18 protein-coding genes are annotated in these 17,896 nt (G+C 66.6%); 8 read left to right on the forward strand and 10 right to left on the reverse strand.

Annotated features, from left to right (window positions below):
- Window position 1 precedes the first annotated feature (1 nt).
- Window positions 2–397 (reverse strand): hypothetical protein, encoded by a 396-nt coding sequence (gene flgB, locus H9529_RS03760; RefSeq protein WP_092889687.1) that lies wholly within the window; start codon window positions 395–397, stop codon window positions 2–4.
- A 92-nt stretch (window positions 398–489) separates the two neighbouring features.
- Between flgB and H9529_RS03765 the strand changes: the two genes are divergently transcribed.
- Together H9529_RS03765 and ade are read left to right on the forward strand one after the other, a co-directional pair.
- Window positions 490–1,857 carry a FliI/YscN family ATPase gene (locus H9529_RS03765; RefSeq protein ID WP_092889684.1) on the forward strand — a complete coding sequence of 456 codons (1,368 nt, stop codon included), beginning with the start codon at window positions 490–492 and terminating at the stop codon, window positions 1,855–1,857.
- 222 nt (window positions 1,858–2,079) lie between these two features.
- Entirely contained in the window at window positions 2,080–3,768 is a 1,689-nt protein-coding gene (ade, locus tag H9529_RS03770) for an adenine deaminase (protein ID WP_092889681.1), read from the forward strand.
- An 86-nt stretch (window positions 3,769–3,854) separates the two neighbouring features.
- On the opposite strand, the gene H9529_RS03775 is transcribed toward ade, so the two are convergent.
- The 4 genes from H9529_RS03775 to H9529_RS03790 all read right to left on the reverse strand — a co-directional run bounded on the left by H9529_RS03775 (window position 3,855) and on the right by H9529_RS03790 (window position 6,760).
- Complete coding sequence (locus H9529_RS03775; RefSeq protein ID WP_397544885.1) at window positions 3,855–4,712, reverse strand: ATP-binding protein; 858 nt, start codon at window positions 4,710–4,712, stop codon at window positions 3,855–3,857.
- Window positions 4,709–5,584 carry a twin-arginine translocase subunit TatC gene (tatC, locus tag H9529_RS03780; RefSeq protein ID WP_092889678.1) on the reverse strand — a complete coding sequence of 292 codons (876 nt, stop codon included), beginning with the start codon at window positions 5,582–5,584 and terminating at the stop codon, window positions 4,709–4,711. The genes H9529_RS03775 and tatC overlap by 4 nt, the downstream gene beginning before the upstream one ends.
- On the reverse strand, window positions 5,581–6,372 hold the full coding sequence (gene tatB / locus H9529_RS20595; protein WP_218132145.1) for a Sec-independent protein translocase protein TatB: 792 nt from the start codon (window positions 6,370–6,372) through the stop codon (window positions 5,581–5,583). The genes tatC and tatB overlap by 4 nt, the downstream gene beginning before the upstream one ends.
- Before the next feature lie 163 nt (window positions 6,373–6,535).
- Entirely contained in the window at window positions 6,536–6,760 is a 225-nt protein-coding gene (locus H9529_RS03790; protein ID WP_092889675.1) for a twin-arginine translocase TatA/TatE family subunit, read from the reverse strand.
- Between the two features lie 212 nt (window positions 6,761–6,972).
- Here H9529_RS03790 and H9529_RS03795 point away from each other — a divergent pair, with 212 nt between their 5' ends.
- Window positions 6,973–7,326, forward strand: a complete 354-nt coding sequence (locus tag H9529_RS03795) for a helix-turn-helix transcriptional regulator (protein WP_092889672.1) — start codon at window positions 6,973–6,975, stop codon at window positions 7,324–7,326.
- Window positions 7,327–7,440: 114 nt separating this feature from the next.
- On the opposite strand, the gene H9529_RS03800 is transcribed toward H9529_RS03795, so the two are convergent.
- Window positions 7,441–8,220, reverse strand: a complete 780-nt coding sequence (locus H9529_RS03800; protein ID WP_092889669.1) for an SDR family oxidoreductase — start codon at window positions 8,218–8,220, stop codon at window positions 7,441–7,443.
- Between the two features lie 148 nt (window positions 8,221–8,368).
- Between H9529_RS03800 and H9529_RS03805 the strand changes: the two genes are divergently transcribed.
- From H9529_RS03805 to eda, 3 genes are all read left to right on the forward strand, one after another.
- Window positions 8,369–9,661: a Hint domain-containing protein gene (locus H9529_RS03805; RefSeq protein WP_223814283.1), complete on the forward strand. Its 1,293-nt coding sequence runs from the start codon at window positions 8,369–8,371 to the stop codon at window positions 9,659–9,661.
- 206 nt (window positions 9,662–9,867) lie between these two features.
- Entirely contained in the window at window positions 9,868–10,875 is a 1,008-nt protein-coding gene (locus tag H9529_RS03810; RefSeq protein ID WP_092889666.1) for a universal stress protein, read from the forward strand.
- A gap of 483 nt (window positions 10,876–11,358) precedes the next feature.
- Window positions 11,359–12,000: a bifunctional 4-hydroxy-2-oxoglutarate aldolase/2-dehydro-3-deoxy-phosphogluconate aldolase gene (eda, locus tag H9529_RS03815; protein ID WP_092889663.1), complete on the forward strand. Its 642-nt coding sequence runs from the start codon at window positions 11,359–11,361 to the stop codon at window positions 11,998–12,000.
- Between the two features lie 354 nt (window positions 12,001–12,354).
- Here eda and ftsY read toward each other — a convergent pair whose 3' ends face one another.
- On the reverse strand, window positions 12,355–13,620 hold the full coding sequence (gene ftsY, locus H9529_RS03820; protein WP_092889660.1) for a signal recognition particle-docking protein FtsY: 1,266 nt from the start codon (window positions 13,618–13,620) through the stop codon (window positions 12,355–12,357).
- A 384-nt stretch (window positions 13,621–14,004) separates the two neighbouring features.
- Between ftsY and H9529_RS03825 the strand changes: the two genes are divergently transcribed.
- Window positions 14,005–15,135, forward strand: coding sequence for an alkane 1-monooxygenase (locus H9529_RS03825; protein ID WP_092889657.1), 1,131 nt, complete (start codon window positions 14,005–14,007; stop codon window positions 15,133–15,135).
- Between the two features lie 59 nt (window positions 15,136–15,194).
- Window positions 15,195–15,611, forward strand: coding sequence for a hypothetical protein (locus H9529_RS03830; RefSeq protein WP_223814284.1), 417 nt, complete (start codon window positions 15,195–15,197; stop codon window positions 15,609–15,611).
- A gap of 117 nt (window positions 15,612–15,728) precedes the next feature.
- Here H9529_RS03830 and H9529_RS03835 read toward each other — a convergent pair whose 3' ends face one another.
- The 3 genes from H9529_RS03835 to H9529_RS03845 all read right to left on the reverse strand — a co-directional run bounded on the left by H9529_RS03835 (window position 15,729) and on the right by H9529_RS03845 (window position 17,692).
- A complete protein-coding gene (locus H9529_RS03835) occupies window positions 15,729–15,872 on the reverse strand; it encodes a hypothetical protein (protein WP_176847118.1) in 144 nt (47 codons plus the stop codon).
- Between the two features lie 5 nt (window positions 15,873–15,877).
- Window positions 15,878–16,321 (reverse strand): NUDIX domain-containing protein, encoded by a 444-nt coding sequence (locus H9529_RS03840; protein ID WP_092889654.1) that lies wholly within the window; start codon window positions 16,319–16,321, stop codon window positions 15,878–15,880.
- Between the two features lie 123 nt (window positions 16,322–16,444).
- Window positions 16,445–17,692, reverse strand: a complete 1,248-nt coding sequence (locus H9529_RS03845; RefSeq protein WP_092889651.1) for an aminopeptidase — start codon at window positions 17,690–17,692, stop codon at window positions 16,445–16,447.
- Window positions 17,693–17,896 lie beyond the last annotated feature (204 nt).

The raw sequence follows: 17,896 nt of genomic DNA on the forward strand, positions 1-17,896 counted from the left end.
CCTATCCGCCGCGCGCGGCGCGGGTGATGGCGCGCAGGCTGGAATACACCCCAAGCGCGGTTTCATAGCTGAGCCGCGTTGTGGCGGCCTGCACCATCTCATTCTCCAGCGAGACGGAATTGCCGTTCACATTGCCGGTGGCCGCCGACCGGTCCACCGCGCGCAACCCGGCCGCAAAGCCCGGCGCGGCGCGACCCGGCAGATGGCCCTCATGTGTCGTGCGCAGGGTCAGACGGTCAGGCGTGGTGCCGTAAACATCTGAAAACGGATGGACATCCTGCGCCCGGTAGCCGGGCGTATCGGCATGGGCAACGTTTTGCGAAATGACGCTTTGCCGTTTGGCAGCATGCGTCGCCATGGCTTGCGCCATGCGGGACAGTTCCAGACTTCTGAACATTCGGGTTTCTCCCTCTTGCTGGCATACACCAAGCCTTAAGGGTGATTCCTTTAGAAACGGTAAGCATGAGACCGGGTTCAAAGGATTCGACGATGATTTTTGACAAATTGATTGCAGACATCGCCGGGCTTTCGGCGGTCCGCTACCTGGGCCGGGTGGCGGGATCGGGGGGCGGGGTGGTACAGGTGCGGGGCCTGTCGCAGCGCGCGCGGATGGGCGACCGGGTGGTCATCGGACACGGGAGTGTCGCGGGAACCATCGCCGGGGTTGGCCCGGTGATCGGTGCGGTCGAAACCCCCGCCGGGCGCGGCGGCGAGGTGGTCCGCATCGGCCCCGACGCGGTGACGGTATTGACCGATTCCCCCGGCGACGGCATCGCGCTGAACGATCCTGTCACCTTGCTGGGCCAATGCGATATTGCGCCTGATAACAGTTGGATAGGCCGTATCGTCGACCCGTTCGGCGCGGCGCTGGACGGGCTGCCGCTGTCGCGCGGTCGCCTGCCCCGCGCACTGCGCCCGGCCGCCCCGACGGCAACACGGCGCGGCCGTTTGGGCGGGCGGCTGGACACCGGGATGACGCTGTTCAACACGCTGCTGCCGCTGGTCGCGGGGCAGCGGATCGGGCTTTTCGCGGGCTCGGGCGTTGGAAAATCGACGCTGCTGGGCACTTTCGCGCGCGAGGTTCCGGCCGATGTTGTCGTGGTCTGCCTGATCGGCGAGCGTGGGCGCGAACTGCGGGAATTCGTCGAAAGCGTGCTTCAGGCCGAGGGGATGGCCCGCGCCATCGTGGTCGCCGCCACCGCTGACCAGTCGCCGCTGATCCGCCGCCGCTGCGCCTGGGCCGCGATGGCCGTGGCCGAACATTTCCGCGATCAGGGCGGGCATGTGCTGCTGCTCATGGACAGCATCACCCGCTTTGCGGAGGCACATCGTGAGATCGCGCTGGCGGGCGGCGAGCCGCAGGCGGTGCGCGGTTTCCCCCCGTCCTCGGCCCATATGATCACCGCGCTGACCGAACGGGCGGGGCCTGGATTGCCCGATCAGGGGATGATTACGGCGGTCTTCAGCGTGCTGGTCGCGGGTTCGGACATGGAAGAACCCATCGCCGATATCATGCGCGGCGTGCTGGACGGGCATATCGTGCTGGACCGCACGATTGCCGAGCGCGGGCGCTTCCCGGCGGTGGATATTCTGCGCTCGGTCTCGCGCAGTTTGCCCGCTGCCGCCACCCCGTCCGAGAACCAGTATATCGCCGAGGCGCGGCGGCTGCTGGGCGCCTATGACCGGGCCGAGCTGATGATTCAGGCGGGCCTCTATGAGGCCGGGACCGATCCGCTGATCGACCGCGCGATCAAGGTCTGGCCGGCGCTTGACGCCTTTGCGGCGCTGCACGCGCCCGGCCCTTCAGCCGACAGCTTCCCCCTTCTGGCCCGCGCGCTGGAGGGGCGTCTGGCGTGAGAATTGTGTTAACTTCAGCCCGGTAGAAGGGCAAAGCGGCTATCTGGAATCGGTATGGAAACAGTATGGTTTTGATACATACGCGCGCTGGGGGATGGGTGTGTTAACCTTTGCGCGGGCACGCCGACAGGGCACGCGGGATGCGCGGGCGCGCGGCCCCTTGCGGTCGCGCCCTGATTGCGCAACGATACCGTCCAAACCCCTGACCAAGGATACATCACCATGACTTTGGAAACCCGCATCGCGCAGGGCCGCGGTGATCTGCCTGCCGATCTGATCTTGCGCGGCGGCAGCGTGCTTTGCCTTGTCACCGGCGCGCGGATCACGGGCGATGTGGCGATCTGCGGCGATACCATCGTGGGGATCGGCGCGGCATATGAGGGCACGCGCGTGATCGACGTAACCGGCAAGATACTGGTGCCGGGGTTCATAGACACGCATCTGCATATCGAATCCTCGCTGGTGACGCCGTTTGAATTCGACCGCTGTGTTGCCCCGCGCGGCGTCACCACGGCGATCTGCGACCCGCACGAAATCGCCAATGTCGCGGGGCTGGAGGGGATCGGGTATTTCCTCGACGCATCGAGCCGTACGGTGATGGACATCCGCGTCAACCTGTCGTCCTGCGTGCCCTCCACCCATATGGAGACGGCGGGCGCGGCGCTGTCGGCGGCTGATCTGGCGCCCCTGGCCGATCATCCGCGTGTCATCGGGCTGGCGGAATTCATGAACTACCCCGGCGTGATCCACCGTGATCCGGGCTGCATGGAGAAACTGCACCTGTTTGCGGGCCGACATATCGACGGGCATGCGCCGCTGCTGCGCGGGCGCGACCTCAACGCCTATTGCGCCGCCGGCATCCGGACCGAGCATGAGGCGACAACCGCGGAGGAGGCGCGCGAAAAGCTGCAAAAAGGGTTGCGCATCCTGGTCCGCGAAGGCTCGGTCTCGAAGGACATGCTGGCGCTGGCACCGCTGCTGACCCCGGTGACCGCGCCCTATATGTGCCTGTGCACCGATGACCGTAACCCGCTGGACATCGCCGAACACGGGCATCTGGACTACATGATCCGCACGCTGATCGCGCGAGGATGCGACCCGTTGGCCGTCTACCGCGCGGCCAGCCTTTCAGCGGCCGAGGCGTTCGGGCTGAAGGACCGCGGGCAGATCGCACCGGGCAAGCGCGCCGATATCGTGGTGCTGGACGATCTGGCCACCTGCCGGGCCGAGATGGTGTTTTGCGGCGGCGTGCTGGCGGATGACGCGGCTTTTGGCGCGCGCGACATCATCGCACCCGTGGCGCGCGGGTCGGCCAAGGCGCGCAAGGTCAGCGCACAAGACTTCCGCTATACGCGCGCCAGCGACCCGACGCCGGTCATCGGCATCTGGCCCGGCAAGATCCTGACCGAACACCAGTCCGAAACCATCGTTGCCACCGACGGCGACCAGCGCCCCGACCCTGCCCGCGATCTGGCGCGGATCGCGGTGGTCGAGCGGCATGGCAAAAACGGCAATATCGCCAATGGATTCGTGCGCGGTTTCGGGGTGCAGGCCGGGGCAATCGCCTCGACCGTCTGCCATGACCACCACAATATCGCCGTGGTCGGGATGGATTACGCCGACATGGCGCTGGCGGTGAACCGGCTGGGCGCGATCGAGGGCGGGTTTGTCGTGGTGCGCGATGGCGAAGTGCTGGCCGAACTGCCGCTGCCGGTCGCTGGCCTGATGAGCCTGGAACCGTTCGAGGCGGTGCATCAAAGCCTGACGGCGTTGCGCAAGGCGGCGCAAAGCCTGGGCGTGACACTGGAAGAGCCGTTCTTGCAACTGGCCTTTCTGGCGCTGCCGGTGATCCCGCACCTGAAGATCACCGACCATGGCATGGTGGATGTGGACAAGTTCGCGGTGATCTGAGGCCGCGAATGGGCCACGGCGCGGCATGACACCGGGCCGTGGGGCGCGGCTACAGCCGCACGGCATGACACCGGCGTGGGGCGCGGCTACAGCCGCACGCCCTGCCTCCCCGCCAGATCGGTGAAGAACTGCCAGGCCACCCGGCCAGAGCGCGCGCCGCGCGTCGCCTGCCATTCAATCGCCTCGGCCCGCAGTTGGGCGGCGTCCATCGTCACGCCGTAGGCGGCGCAATAGCCGTCGATCATCGCCAGATATTCGTCCTGGCTGCAGGGATGAAAGCCCAGCCATAGGCCGAAACGATCCGACAGCGACACCTTTTCCTCGACCGCCTCGGACGGGGAAATTGCGCTGGAGCGCTCATTCTCGATCATGTCGCGCGGCATCAGGTGACGGCGGTTCGATGTGGCGTAAAGCACCACATTGTCGGGCCGCCCCTCGACCCCGCCATCCAGCACGGCCTTCAGGGATTTGTAATGTTCGTCATCATGGCTGAACGACAGATCATCGCAAAACAGGATGTAGCGCGCATCGGACCGGCGCAGATGCGACAGCAGACGCCCGACGCTGGGCAGGTCTTCGCGCTGCAATTCAACCAGTTTCAGGCGGCTGTCAGGCAGTTGGCGCAAGACTTCGGCGTGAACTGCCTTGACCAGCGACGATTTGCCCATGCCGCGCGCGCCCCACAACAGCGCGTTGTTCGCGGGCATGCCGCGCGCGAATTGCAGCGCATTGTCCAGAAGCGTATCGCGCGACCGGTTGATGCCCACCAGCAGGTCCATGGCGACGCGGTTGACGCGGCGCACCGGGTCCAGCCGGTCCGGCGCGGTGTGCCACACGAAGGCTTCGGCGGCGGTGAAATCGGGCGTCGGGGCGGGTGGCGGGCTGATGCGTTCCAACGCCTCGGCGATGCGGATCAGCGTGGGGTCGGCGATGGTGTCCTTCATGCGTCGGCCTCGTCGTCTTCATCATCCAGCAGCCCGGCTTCGCGCAACTCTCGGTTGCGTTTGCGTTCGACGAGCGCCACGAGGATGATCGAGACCTCATAAAGGCTGTAGACGGCGCAAAACAGGATCAACTGGGTGAACACATCCGGCGGCGTGACCAGTGCGGCCATGGTCAGAATGCCCACAATCGCCCATTTCCGCCCGGCGCGCAGGCCCTGTGCCGACACCAGCCCCGCCTTGCCCATCAGCGTCAGAAGCACCGGAAGCTGGAAGCAAAGGCCAAAAGCGAAGATGAATTTCAGCGACAAATCAAGGGATTCACGGACGGACCCAAGGAAGATGGTGCGCAAATCGCTGTTCTCGGCGACGGCGGCTGCCTCATCCAGACCGTCGCCCGTCAGCACTGCGGCCAGCGCGGGGATGGCATCCGAAAAGCCGATGAAAAAGCTCATCGCCAGCGGCGTGACGATGTAATGCGCAAAGGCCGCGCCCAGAAGAAACAGCAGGGGCGAGGCGACGATGAAGGGCAGAAAGGCGTTCTTTTCGCTGCGGTACAGTCCCGGCGCCACGAAGCGCCACAACTGATGCGCGATCACCGGGAAGGACAGCGCGAAGCCGCCGACGACCGAAATCCGGATCAGGACGAAGAATTTCTCCTGCGGCGCGGTGAAGATCAGGCGCGGGTCTTCGCCGCGCCCGCGCAGCACATCGACGATGGGCCCGGCGAGGAAATCGAGGATCGGTTCCGCGACAGTGAAGCACAGCACCATGGCGATCACGAAGGCCAGAACGGCCTTGATGAGCCGGTTGCGCAGTTCGGCCAGGTGTTCGATCAGGGGCGCGCTGTTGTCTTCGATGTCATCCGTGCTCATGCGTCATGCGTCCCTGATCGGTCTTTGGTCTTGGCGGTTTTGGTGGTCTTGGCGGTTGCGGGTCTTGGGGTCGCGGTTTTGGCGGTCGCGGTTTTGCTGGTGACGGGTTTGGCAGTCGCGCTTTTCGGCGTCGCGGGCTTCTTCGCGGGTGCCTTGGTGGTGGTTTTCTCGGCCTTCGGCTTTGCCGCCTTGGCGTCGGCGGCCTTGGCGTCGGCGGCCTTCGGCTTCGGTGTTCTTGCTTTCGCGGTCTTTGGCTTGCTGACGGCGGGTTGCGGCGTTGCCGGGGCGTCTGCGGGGGGTGCTGTGACTGGTTCGACGGCGGATGCGGCGGGCGGAGTGTCAGCGCGGACGGCGCTGGATGCCGACGCGCGCGCTGTTGCAGGCGCGGATTGCGTCGGGGGCGGCGACAGATCGGCGGAGTCGATCTCATCGGCCGCGGCCTCTTCGGCAACCGAGGGGGCGGGCGATTGCGCGGGGGGGACCTTCGCATCAGCCCGCGAGGCGGCGCGCATCGCGGGCTTCCAGGGCTTGCCTTTGGCGATGTCGCGGAAGTCTTCCAACCCCATGTCCTTGCCCGAGGCCACGTCGCGGAATTCTCGCGCGGCATCTTGAACGCCGGATTCCTTCGCGGCATCTTCCATCGCGTTCTGGAATTCGCGCGCCATGCCGCGCGCTTTGCCCACGATCTGGCCGAAGGTGTGGAACATGCGCGGCAGGTCTTTTGGGCCGACCACGATCAACGCGACGACGCCCACGATCAGCAGTTCGCTCCAGCCGATATCAAGCATGGATCAGGTCCTTAACAATCATTTCAAAGCCGCGCCCGGCGCCATGGCGATTACAGCGTCGGCCGATCACAGAGCCAAGCCGACCACAGCGCCGGCCGATCACAGCGTCGGCCGATCACAATGCCTGTGCGGCACCGGCGCGGGGCGGACGCAGGTTTTGTCCTCAGCCTTTGTCTTTTTCGGGCTGGGGCGTCACGTCGCGGGGGGTCTTGCTGTCTTCCTCGGCGGTGTTTTCGATCCCATCGGTGGTGTCCTTGACGCCGCGTTTGAAGGCGGTGATGCCCTTGCCGACCTCGCCCATGAGCGAGCTGATCTTGCCGCGCCCGAACAGCACCAGCACCACAACCGCCAGAATCAGAATGCCCGGAAGGCCGATATTGTTCAGCATTTTCTGTCTTCTCCCTCTTTGCCGCGCGGCCCGTGTGGGGTCCGGCACGTCGATCTATCGGGCGCGCCTGACCGCGCGCCCCCATGTGGACGTTTTATGAAGTCTTGCGCGGCAGTCAAAGCCCCAAACCGCTGGCCAATGCAGTCTGCTGACAGTATTTTGTCAGTTGCGCATTCGTGCAAGACGGAGACGCGGGCCGAAGGGGGCAGCCGATGAAACGCGACGAAAGGCTTTATGCGCTGGTGCAGATCCTGCGCGACGGCAAATTGCGCACCGCGCAGGAACTGGCGCGGGCGATGGGGGTGTCCACCCGCACCATCTGGCGCGACATGGCGATCATGGCGCAGACCGGCCTGCCGATAGAGGGCGAGCGTGGTCTGGGTTATGTCTTGCGCGCGCCGCTGGTGCTGCCGCCGGTGATGCTGACGGCGGATGAGCTGGCGGCGCTGATGGGTGCGCTGGGTGCGGTGGCCGAGGATGACGCCCATCCGCAGGCCCGCCCGGCGCGCAGCCTTCTGAACAAGGTGCTGGTGCTGTTGCCACAGGCGGGTGTCGCGCCGGAGTGACGCGCGCGCGACATGGGTTACGCCGGAACAGGCGCGCGCAGTATGTTGCCCGCCCGCATCAGGCGCGCCCAAACCGGCGCGCCCGCGCAACCGCTTTACAGCGTGGCGTTTACTTTACAGCGTGGCGTTGACCGCGCCGCCGTCCAGCAAGATGTTCTGCCCCACGATGAAGCCCGCATGCACCGAGCACAGGAAGGCGCAGGCCGCGCCGAATTCCGCCGCCGTGCCGTAGCGCCCGGCGGGAATGGTGGCCTGACGGTTTTCCCGCGCCTGCTCGATCGTGATGTTCTGCGCCTTTGCCACGCCGCCATCGAGCGATTCCGCCCGGTCGGTGGCATGGATGCCCGGCAGAAGGTTGTTGATCGTCACCCCCTGCCCCGCCACTTGCCGCGAGGTGCCCGCTACAAAGCCGGTCAGCCCGGCGCGCGCGCTGTTTGACAGGCCCAGCACGGGAATGGGCGATTTCACCGATTGCGAGGTAATGTTGACCACCCGGCCCCAGCCGCGTTCCATCATGCCCGGCACCAGCGCCTGGATCAGCGCGACGGGCGTCAGCATGTTGGCATCGAGCGCGGCGATGAAGGCATCGCGGTTCCAGTCCTGCCAGCTGCCCGGCGGCGGGCCGCCTGCATTGGTAACCAGAATATCGACCGACCCTGCGGCCTCCAGCACGCGGGCGCGGCCATCGGGCGTGGTAATGTCGGCAGCGACCGTGGTGACGGTGACACCGTAGGTGCTGCGGATATGGGCGGCGGTTGCCTCCAACGCTTCAGCGCCGCGCGCGTTCAGAATCAGCTCTGCGCCTGCTTCGGCCAGCGCCTCGGCGCAGCCCCGGCCCAGCCCCTTGCTCGATGCGCAGACCAGCGCGCGTTTGCCCTTGATGCCCAGTTCCATGATCGTTCTCTCCCCCGGATGAAGTTGTTGTTTTGCGTTTAGCATCCGGGCGGGCAAAGGGAAAGCGGCGGGGCTTCGGTGTTTCTTGTGGTCGGTACCGAAGTGACCTAGCATATCAGGCTATTCCCGCCCTGCGAAGGACCGCTTGATGCCCGCCATTCCCGGATACGCCGCGCAGGTGTTTCGCGCGCAGGATTTCACCGTCGTGACCGGCGCGAACATGGGCGACGGGTTATCGGCGCCCGATACGTTGTGCCCCGGCGACATCTATCAACTGGCGGGACATGCACAGCCCCTGACCCTGTTGCTGCGCCGCGAGGGGGCGGCACCGCAGGACGCGCCGCGCGTGGCGGCGGGGTCCGGCATCGGGGCCGAGGGCGACCCGGTCGAGGTGCTGGGAGAAATGACGCTGATGGCGCAGGACGGCGACCAGATCGGCATCGCGGTGATCCGTGCGGGTGGTGCGATCCACGCCATGCCGCTGACACCGCTGCGCCGCGCGATGGAATACACGCTGATCCGCTGCGCGCCTGCGCAAGACAGCCTGCGGCTGACCGATCTGGCCTGCGCGTCCTTCGTGCGCGGCACGATGATTGCGCGGGCCGACGGGACGCAGGCCGAGATCAGCACGCTGGCCCCCGGCGACCTGATCCTGACGCGGGACCACGGGCCGCAGCCGCTGCGCTGGATCGGGCGGGCGACATTGCGCGCGTATGGCAGTTTCGCGCCGGTGGTGATCGGCGCGGGGGTGCTGGGCAACCGTGGGCCGCTGTCGGTCAGCCAGCATCACCGGATGTTCCTGTATCAGCGCGGGAGTTTCGCGGGCGGCACCCCCCGGGGCAGTCTGCGCGGCAATCTGCGCGGCGGAGCGACCCCCGCAGGCACCCGGCTGGGCACCTCGGCGCTGGGTGCCGCGCGGCCGGGCGGGCAAGCGGTCAACGAAGGGCAGACGGTCAACGAAGGGCAGACGGGCGGGCAAGGTGCCCCCCACGAAAGCACGTCCTCCGGCATACCCCTGACCAGCTCACCCCTTACCGGCAAACCCCTGACCGGCACACAATCCGCTGGCGCACAATCCGCTGGCGCACGTGCCCGTGGTGGCACCCCCGATGACCGGGTCCGCCTTGCGCCGCGCGCCGAGGTGCTGTTGCAGGCGCGCTATCTGGTGGATGGCGACCGCGTTACCCTGCGCACGGGCGGCTTTGTCGATTACGTCAGTCTGGTGTTTGACCGGCATGAGATCATCTATGCCGGGGGCATCCCCGTGGAAAGCCTGCTGGTGTCCGAGGCGACAGTGACCCGCCTGCCCGATGCGCTGGCCGAAGACCTGATGCGCCACGCCCCCGGGCTGGAACAGCGCCAGCACATCGGGGACGAGCCTGACATGATCAGCCCCACCTTGCTGGCGCAGATCTTCCTGGCGCGCGGGCAGGCTGAATAGGGGCCGCGCGCGACATCCATTGGCAGCATCGTGGCCCGCGCATGCGGGGTTTCCGCCAATGGCCGCCGGACCCGGCACATGGGATTTGCGGCGGGCACGAAAACCTGCCACGATATTGACAGGCTGCGCTGCCTGACCCGGGACAGTGGCACAGCACGAAATGCAGATTTCCGCCCGGGACCCATGTTTGCCGCAAAAGGGGCCAGATGCGCACGATCATCGCTGCAACCGATCTTTCGGCACGCTCGGCGCAGGTACTGGGCCGGGCAGTCAGCCTGGCCCGGGCAATGGCAACGGGCCCGGGTGGCCGGCCACAGGCCGCACCGCGCATCATCTTGGTGCATGTGATCGAGCCTGCGGGCTTCTCGCCCCGCCGGGCGTTGGGCATGAAGGGCCGCGAGGGTACCGACGGCGGCGCGCTGGCCGATCTCGAATCGCTGGCAGCGCCATTCCGCGCCGGGACGTCAGGAGGGAACGGCGTCGATATCGCAGGCGCGCAGGGCGAAGCGCCCCCCGGGGCTGGCGCATCGCAAGGCACCACCTTGGAGCATGCGATTGCCCCCAGCCCAGACCAAGGCCCAAACCCCAGCTCCAACCCCGGACCCCAAATTGCGTGCCGCGTTGCAAAGGGCACGCCCGAAGACGTGCTGTCGGCGCTGGTGGCGGAACTGGGCGCGGACCTACTGATCCTGGGCCTGCACCGCGAGCGGCGCGTGCTCGACACGCTGCGGCTGTCGACGATGGAGCGGATATTGCTGGGCAGCGATTGCCCCGTGCTGATCGCGCATCAGCCGCCGACGCAGGCCTATGCGACGGTGCTGGGCGCGGTGGATTTCGGCCCGGCCTCGGCCCGGGCATTGGTGGTGGCGGGGCAGATTGCACCCGGCGCGCGCTTCCATGCCATCCACGCGCTGCACCAGCCGCTGCGCGACAAGTTCAGCCCCGGCGACCCTGATGATACCACCGGCATGATCCAGGCCGCGATGCTGCGCAAGGCGTTCTGCGAGACGCCGGGCCTGCCCGCGGCACTGGACACGCCCGAGATCATCCCCGGCGGCCTCTATGAGGTGCTGATGTTCCGGCTGGACGAACTGCGCCCCGACCTTCTGGCCATCGGCACACAGTCCAACCGGATCGAAGGCGCGCTGGGGCATTACGCCCGCGACCTGATGCGCGCCCCGCCCACAGATATGCTGATCGCCCGGCCGGGCTGAGATGGGTCTGTCCAAGGGGGGGTAGCCTTGTCAGGCGCTTGGCCCCGAAAGATGTGCCGGGCGCTGCACAGGCGTGATCCGGCACTTTGCCGACATCGGGGGATGACACCTTTGCGGCCATGTCCCGGCGTTGGGGCATGGAGAATGGACAGCGCTTTTGCGCGCCGTGACGGGAGGCCGGGAAGCGTGGTGGGTATGGGTCCGTCGCAGCGTTGGACTTCGCCGCAGCATTGGCCACCCCGTGCGACACTGGCGGGAGCCGTGGCAATGGCCCTCTGCATGATACTGGCCCTCTGAATGATACTGGCCCTTTGCTGGATGCTGGCCCCGCGCAACGCAGAGCCCCTGCCGCGACACTGGCCTTCGCCCTTTGTCGGTCCCCCGTCGCGACGCACCCCGGCGCATCGCTGCATTGAGGGTTTGATCCCGGCGCGATCCGCGATATAGCGCTACCATCCCCCTCCACAGCCCCAGAGGACCGCCATGACACCGACCGACCAAAGCCAGCGCACCGCCGCCATCTGCCGCCTTGCCCCTGTCGTGCCCGTGCTGGTGATCGACGATCTGGCCCATGCCCGCCCGCTTGCCGAGGCGCTGGTGGCAGGCGGCTTGCCCGCGCTGGAAGTCACGCTGCGCACGCCCTGCGCGCTGGAAGCCATCGCGGAAATGGCCGCCGTGCCGGGTGGCGTCGTGGGCGCGGGGACGCTGCTGACGCCCGACGATGTGGCCCGCGCCCGCGCGGCCGGCGCGCAGTTCGGCGTGGCGCCGGGCGCAACCGACCGCATTCTGGCTGCCTGCGCGGCCGAGGGCCTGCCCCTGCTGCCCGGTGCCGCCACCGCCTCTGAGGTGATGTACCTGCTGGAGCTGGGCTATACCGTGCAGAAGTTCTTTCCCGCCGAAGCCATCGGCGGCGCGGCGGCGGTCAAGAGCATCGGCGCGCCGTTGCCGCAGGTCAGCTTCTGCCCCACCGGCGGCATCAGCCTGACCCGCGCGCCCGATTACCTGAAACTGTCCAATGTCTTGTGCGTCGGCGGCAGCTGGGTTGCCCCCAAAGCGATGATGGAGGCAGGCGACTGGGCAGGCATCACCGCGCTGGCGCGCGAGGCGAGTCAACTGGCACGCTGAGGGGCTGCGAGACGAAAGCGCTTAGCGCCCGGCAACATCCGCCCGCAGCATCCGTCAGCAACATTCGCCCGCAGCATCCGTCAGGCGCGACCCGGGAGCAGTAACGGGCTGCCGGGTGGGCGCGGCACCGCAATGGTTTGCGGGCCTTGTGCGACAAATCCTGCCGCTGCGGGGTTGTTGGTGAAGGTCGCAATGGCGCCCCCCCCCTTTCCCTGCGGAAACGCGTGATGTCGACCATGCGCTGAAAAAGGCTCTTGTCGCGCAAGGGATCGGACGCTTTTCAGCGATCAGGCCGCCCCAGAAGAGATCAGCGGGCTTTGCAGCGCCTTGCACCACAGGGCTGATGCGCCCGCCTCACCCCTCTCGGTCCAGCCCGACGAGGGCGGCGGCGAAATCTTCGGGGTCAAACGCTTGCAGGTCGTCGATCTGCTCGCCCACCCCGATGGCATGGATCGGCAGGCCGAACCTGTCGGCCAGCGCCACCAAGACGCCGCCGCGCGCGGTCCCGTCGAGTTTCGTCATCACCAGCCCCGACACATCGGCGAGTTTCTGGAAGATCTCGACCTGCGACAGCGCGTTCTGGCCCGTGGTCGCATCCAGCACCAGCAAGGTGTTATGCGGCGCGTCGGGGTCTTTCTTGCGCAGCACGCGCACGATCTTGGCCAGTTCCTCCATCAGATCCGCGCGGTTCTGCAACCGCCCGGCGGTGTCGATCATCAACAGGTCGACACCTTCGGCCTGCGCGCGGGTCAGCGCGTCAAACGCAAGGCTTGCGGGGTCCGAGCCTTCGGCCGCCGTCATCACCGGCACGCCTGCGCGCGCGCCCCAGACCTGCAATTGTTCCACCGCTGCGGCGCGGAACGTATCCCCCGCCGCGATGATGACCGACTTGCCCGCCGCGCGGAACTGGCTGGCCAGCTTGCCGATGGTCGTTGTCTTGCCCGCGCCGTTGACGCCGACCACGAGCACGACCTGCGGGCGTTTGGCATAGATCGGCATCGGGCGGGCCACGGGTTCCATGATGCGGGTAATCTCGGCGGCCAATGCCTGCTTGATTTCGGGCACCGACAGGCGTTTGCCAAAGCGCCCCTCGGCCAGATTGGCGGTGACGCGCATCGCGGTATCGACGCCCATATCGGCCTGGATCAGCACATCCTCCAGACTTTCGAGCATCGCGTCATCCAAGACCCGGCGCGGTGCGGCTGCCGCCGAGGTACCGAAGACCCGACCCAGCATCCCGCCCTGCGGCTGTGGCGCGGGTTGGGGCGCGGATTGTGGCGCGGGTTGGGGCGCTGCCTCAGGGGGCGGCGTTGGCCGTGACGGGGGCTGAGGTGGTGAAGGTGTTGCGGGGGCGGGCGGCACCTTGGGGCCCGGTGTGGCGGGAGCGGGCGTTGCGGGGGCCGGTGTTGCGGGGGCCGGTGTTGCGGAGGCGGGCGGCGCGGGTGCGAGGGACGCCGGTGTCGGGGTATCCGCTGCGGGCGCCTTGGTTTCGGGTGCGTCAGCTTCGGGCGCTTCAGCTCCGGGCGCATCCTGCGGCACATCGACCAGCGCATCCAGCCCCTCTTCCAGGCGGGAGGAGGATTTGAACATCCGGTCCTTGAGCTTCTTGAAAAATGACATCGGTTCCTCCGCCGGGTAAGTGCCGTCCGTTCTGTGCCAGCCTGTTCTGTGCCAGTCTACTCTGTGCCAGTCTACTCTGTGCCAGCCTGTTCTGCGCCAGCTTGCACATTGCCGGCCTGTTCAGTCGCAATCCTTGATGCGCCGCGCTGCCGCGCCGCGTCAGATGCGCCTGCCACTCTCTCAGCTAATACACTCTCGGCGCGGGTGAAAGGGCCAAGCGTGGGGGGATTGCGCGCATGCTTGGGGTCCGGGTGATGCGCGGCGCAGGCCAAGGGCCGCTGCCACCTGCCCGACCGTGCCGCACGACAGGACAATTCGCCCCGGTGACGCCGCGCAGGATCGTGCTATACCCACATTATCATTGAGTTCATCTTGAGCGCGCCCATGACACGCCATCCCGTCACGCCCTTCGCATTTGCCACGCTGATCCCTTTACCGCTGCTGGTGCTTGGCGCGCTGTGGGGCGGGGTGTGGATCGCGGCGGCGGTGCTGTATCTGACGTTATTCGCGCTCGCGCTCGATCAGGTGCTGGCGGTGGCCGACCGCGCGGGGGCGGAGGGGTCAGAGTTTCCCGCCGCCGACGGGCTTTCCGCCGTGCTGGCGCTGGCACATCTGGCGCTGGTGCCGCTGGGCGTGGCCGCGGTAGCTGGCGCGACCGGGCTGGGAATGGGCGAGCGGGTCGCGGCTTTCTTCGGCTTTGGCCTGTTCTTTGGGCAGATGAGCAATTCCAACGCGCATGAGCTGATCCATCGCGGCCAGCGCGGCCTCTTTTCGCTGGGGCAATGGGTTTATATCTCACTGCTCTATGGCCATCACACCACGGCGCACCGGCTGCTGCATCACCGCCATGTCGCGACACCATTGGACCCAAATTTCCCGCCCAAGGGCATGACTTTCTTTCGCTATTTCCCGCGCGCCTGGGCGGGGTCCTTCGTGCAGGGGTTTCGGGCGGAACAGGCGCGGCTGGCGGCACGGCGCGACGATGGGCGCGGTGCAAAGCGCCGCCTGAACCCTTATGTGATCTATGTGGCAGGCGCAGCGGGCTTCATTGCGCTGGCCTATGCCACCCTGGGCTGGCCGGGGGTGGCGGCCTATCTGGGGCTGGCGTTTTATGCCCAGACGCAACTGGTCATGTCGGATTATCTGCAACATTACGGATTGGGCCGACAGCAACGCCCCGATGGCAGTTATGAGGCGATGGGGCCGCAGCATTCGTGGAACACGCCGCATTGGTTTTCATCGGCGATGATGGTCAATGCGCCGCGCCATTCGGACCACCACGCCAACCCGCAGCGCCCCTATCCCGCGCTGCGCCTGCCTGCCGATCAACCGATGCTGCCGCTGTCGCTGCCCGCGATGGGCATCGTGGCGCTGGTGCCACCGCTGTGGCGGCGCATGATGGACCGGCGCGTGGACCGGGTGCTGGCGCGGGCTGCGGCTGCGGCTACGGTGGCGGTTTCTGCGGCGGTTCCGATTGCGGGGGCAACCGAAGGCCCCGCCCACAACACAGTGTGACTGGTCTTGCCGCGCGCGCTGTGGCACCGTTGCCCTGGATCAGAAACACAGGAATTCCCATGACCCCTACCGCCAGACTGACTGCCTGCTTCCTGATGCTTTCGGCACTGTCCCCCCTGCCCGCGCTGGCGCAAGACACGCCCTTGAGCGCCGAGGAATTCGAAAGCTATGTCACCGGACGCACGCTGACCTTTGGCGTCGACGGCGTAGCCTACGGGATCGAACAATATCTGCCCGACCGCCGGGTTCTGTGGTCCTTCATCGGGGATGAATGCCGCGAAGGCGTCTGGTATGAGAAGAACAGCCAGATCTGTTTTGTCTATGAACACGACCCATCGCCGCAATGCTGGACCTTCTTTCAGACCGACGATGGCCTGCGCGCCCGTTTTGAAAGCGAGATGCCTGCCGCCGATCTTTATGAGGTCGAGCAAAGCCGCCAGCCGCTGTTGTGCGCGGGGCCGCAGGTTGGGGTTTAAGGCCGGGGTCGCGGCACGGGACATCCCGGCCCCTGCCCATCGGGGAACCAAGCGGCGCGTCGGCGGGCCGGGGTGCGGGCCGGAGTGCGGCGCTCCCAACCTGCCCGCTGCCGCAGTTTATGCCCGAAACACCCCTGCGCGATCCCCGCTGCGCATCACGCCCTGCCAAATCGCCGTGCCGTGGGGCAGCCCGGCGATGCGCGGCGGGCTGAAGCCCTTGATCCCGCGTGGGGTGAATTGAGGGGCGGTGATGCGGGGCATTGCAGTCATTCGAATAGAACGGCTCTGGGATAGGGCAAAGCCAAGGGCGGCATATCGGCTTCATCGAAAAAACCCAGTTCCATCGTTTCTTTGTCTGTAGGCGGTGCCGCCGGAAACTGAACTTCACACCGAAATGTGAGTACCGTATACTCGACTTTGTCGCCATTTGGGTAGGTATATCGGAAAGTGTCCCCTCCAAACGCGCCGGTCAGAAATGCGGCCAATATCTTAAAGCCGGTTTCTTCAAAGACTTCGCGCCGCAGAGCCTGTTCGGGCGTCTCCCCAGGTTCGATTGCACCGGCGGGTAGGCTCCAACCCTCAGCCCCGGCTTTTCGCTGAAGCAGCAGACGGTCCTGCTCGTCACGAATTATAGCCGCTACTGACGGTACCATCAGGCGATCATGGCCGATCTTTCGCCGCAAACGATTAATGTACGAAGGCGTTGTCATGTCGCATTGATACTTGGTTACTTTGGGACTTGCGGCGGTGGTTTTGCGCTCGAACCCGGCACACGACTGCGTTGCCGGGCAATAATCGGCAACGCAGTCGGCATACCCCCGGCAGCCCCCCGATCAATCCGCCCATGCGCCCTTGCGGAATACCGGGACGCGGCGGCCGTCGGCGTGGACGCCGTCGATGTCCATTTCGCCCGAGCCGATCATCCAGTCGATGTGAATCACCGACTTGTTGCCGCCCGCTGCCGCCACATCTTCCGGCGTCATCTTGCCGCCATCCACGAAGCACTTGGAATAGCACTGACCCAGCGCGATGTGGCACGCGGCGTTCTCATCATAGAGCGTGTTGTAGAACAGCACGCCGGATTTCGAGATCGGCGAGGCATGGGGGACCAGCGCGACCTCGCCCAGGCGGCGCGCGCCCTCATCGCTGTCGAGGACCTTCAGCAGCACCGCTTCGCCCTTGGTCGCGCGCGCCTCGGTGATCAGCCCGTCCTTGAACCGCATCTCGATGTTCTCGATCAGCGTGCCCTGATGCGACAGGGGTTTGGTGGCGCGCACATAGCCGTCGACGCGGGCGGCATGGGGGGTGGTGAAGACCTCTTCGGTGGGAATGTTGGGGTTGCAGATCACGCCGTTTTCCGCAGGCGAGGCGCCGCCCATCCATTCGTGGCCATCGGCGAGCCCCACAGTCAGGTCGGTGCCCGGCCCGGTGAAATGCAGCGCGTGAAAGCGGTGGCCGTTCAGCCAGGACGAGCGGGTACGCAGTTCGGCGTTATGCGCGGCCCATGCCGCCACGGGATCGTCGGTATCCACGCGCGAGGCCGCGAAGATCGCATCGGCCAGCTTGCGCACGGCCTCGGGGGCCGCGTCATCGGGGAAGACCTGCGCGGCCCATGCGGCCCCGGGGTAGGACACGATGTTCCAGTTGATCTTGAAGTTGGTGATCATCTTCATCGCGGGCTGGTAGGCAGCGGAATTCGCGCGGTTGGCACGGCTGACCTTTTCGGGGTCCTGTTCGGCCAGCAACATCGGGTTATCGCCCACAATGGCCATGCGTGCGGCATTGCCGGCATAGGCCTCGGCCATCCCGTTATAGAGCCAACCGGGCGCGCGGTCGAAACTGGCGTCCTGCGCGTGGCGGTAGCGCGCAAGGGTGATTTCCTCATCGCTGAAAACCGGCGTGACCACGCCCGCGCCCGCCGCATAGGCATGCGCGGCAATCCGGCGCACCAGGGGCAGCGCGGTGACGGGCGCTGTCAGCACAAGGTCCTGGCCGGGTTGCAGGTTGACGCCGACCTTCACGGCGACCTGGGCCAGTTTGTCCAGCTTGGTGGCGTCGATGACGGGCGGCATATCGTTCATGGAGAGGGCCTTTCGGGTTGGGATCGGGGTCTTGCGGGCTGTGCGGCATTCGTGCGCCGCACCCGGCGGTATGGGATGCAGCATAGTCCGCCGCCCTGCCGCGTCAATCCAGATCCCCCCGCCTGCATTGCCGTCCCGCGCAACACGGCCCCCGCCACCAGCGGTTTTGCCGCGCGCCTGCGCGTTTGCCCCTGTACTTCCGCC

This window comes from Roseicitreum antarcticum (assembly GCF_014681765.1).
GTDB lineage: Bacteria > Pseudomonadota > Alphaproteobacteria > Rhodobacterales > Rhodobacteraceae > Roseicitreum > Roseicitreum antarcticum.

Coding starts and splice junctions, on each gene's coding strand:
- flgB (WP_092889687.1), bottom strand. CDS start 397: ATGTTCAGAAGTCTGGAACTGTCCCGCATGGCGCAAGCCATGGCGACG.
- H9529_RS03765 (WP_092889684.1), top strand. CDS start 490: ATGATTTTTGACAAATTGATTGCAGACATCGCCGGGCTTTCGGCGGTC.
- ade (WP_092889681.1), top strand. CDS start 2,080: ATGACTTTGGAAACCCGCATCGCGCAGGGCCGCGGTGATCTGCCTGCC.
- H9529_RS03775 (WP_397544885.1), bottom strand. CDS start 4,712: ATGAAGGACACCATCGCCGACCCCACGCTGATCCGCATCGCCGAGGCG.
- tatC (WP_092889678.1), bottom strand. CDS start 5,584: ATGAGCACGGATGACATCGAAGACAACAGCGCGCCCCTGATCGAACAC.
- tatB (WP_218132145.1), bottom strand. CDS start 6,372: ATGCTTGATATCGGCTGGAGCGAACTGCTGATCGTGGGCGTCGTCGCG.
- H9529_RS03790 (WP_092889675.1), bottom strand. CDS start 6,760: ATGCTGAACAATATCGGCCTTCCGGGCATTCTGATTCTGGCGGTTGTG.
- H9529_RS03795 (WP_092889672.1), top strand. CDS start 6,973: ATGAAACGCGACGAAAGGCTTTATGCGCTGGTGCAGATCCTGCGCGAC.
- H9529_RS03800 (WP_092889669.1), bottom strand. CDS start 8,220: ATGGAACTGGGCATCAAGGGCAAACGCGCGCTGGTCTGCGCATCGAGC.
- H9529_RS03805 (WP_223814283.1), top strand. CDS start 8,369: ATGCCCGCCATTCCCGGATACGCCGCGCAGGTGTTTCGCGCGCAGGAT.
- H9529_RS03810 (WP_092889666.1), top strand. CDS start 9,868: ATGCGCACGATCATCGCTGCAACCGATCTTTCGGCACGCTCGGCGCAG.
- eda (WP_092889663.1), top strand. CDS start 11,359: ATGACACCGACCGACCAAAGCCAGCGCACCGCCGCCATCTGCCGCCTT.
- ftsY (WP_092889660.1), bottom strand. CDS start 13,620: ATGTCATTTTTCAAGAAGCTCAAGGACCGGATGTTCAAATCCTCCTCC.
- H9529_RS03825 (WP_092889657.1), top strand. CDS start 14,005: ATGACACGCCATCCCGTCACGCCCTTCGCATTTGCCACGCTGATCCCT.
- H9529_RS03830 (WP_223814284.1), top strand. CDS start 15,195: ATGACCCCTACCGCCAGACTGACTGCCTGCTTCCTGATGCTTTCGGCA.
- H9529_RS03835 (WP_176847118.1), bottom strand. CDS start 15,872: ATGCCCCGCATCACCGCCCCTCAATTCACCCCACGCGGGATCAAGGGC.
- H9529_RS03840 (WP_092889654.1), bottom strand. CDS start 16,321: ATGACAACGCCTTCGTACATTAATCGTTTGCGGCGAAAGATCGGCCAT.
- H9529_RS03845 (WP_092889651.1), bottom strand. CDS start 17,692: ATGAACGATATGCCGCCCGTCATCGACGCCACCAAGCTGGACAAACTG.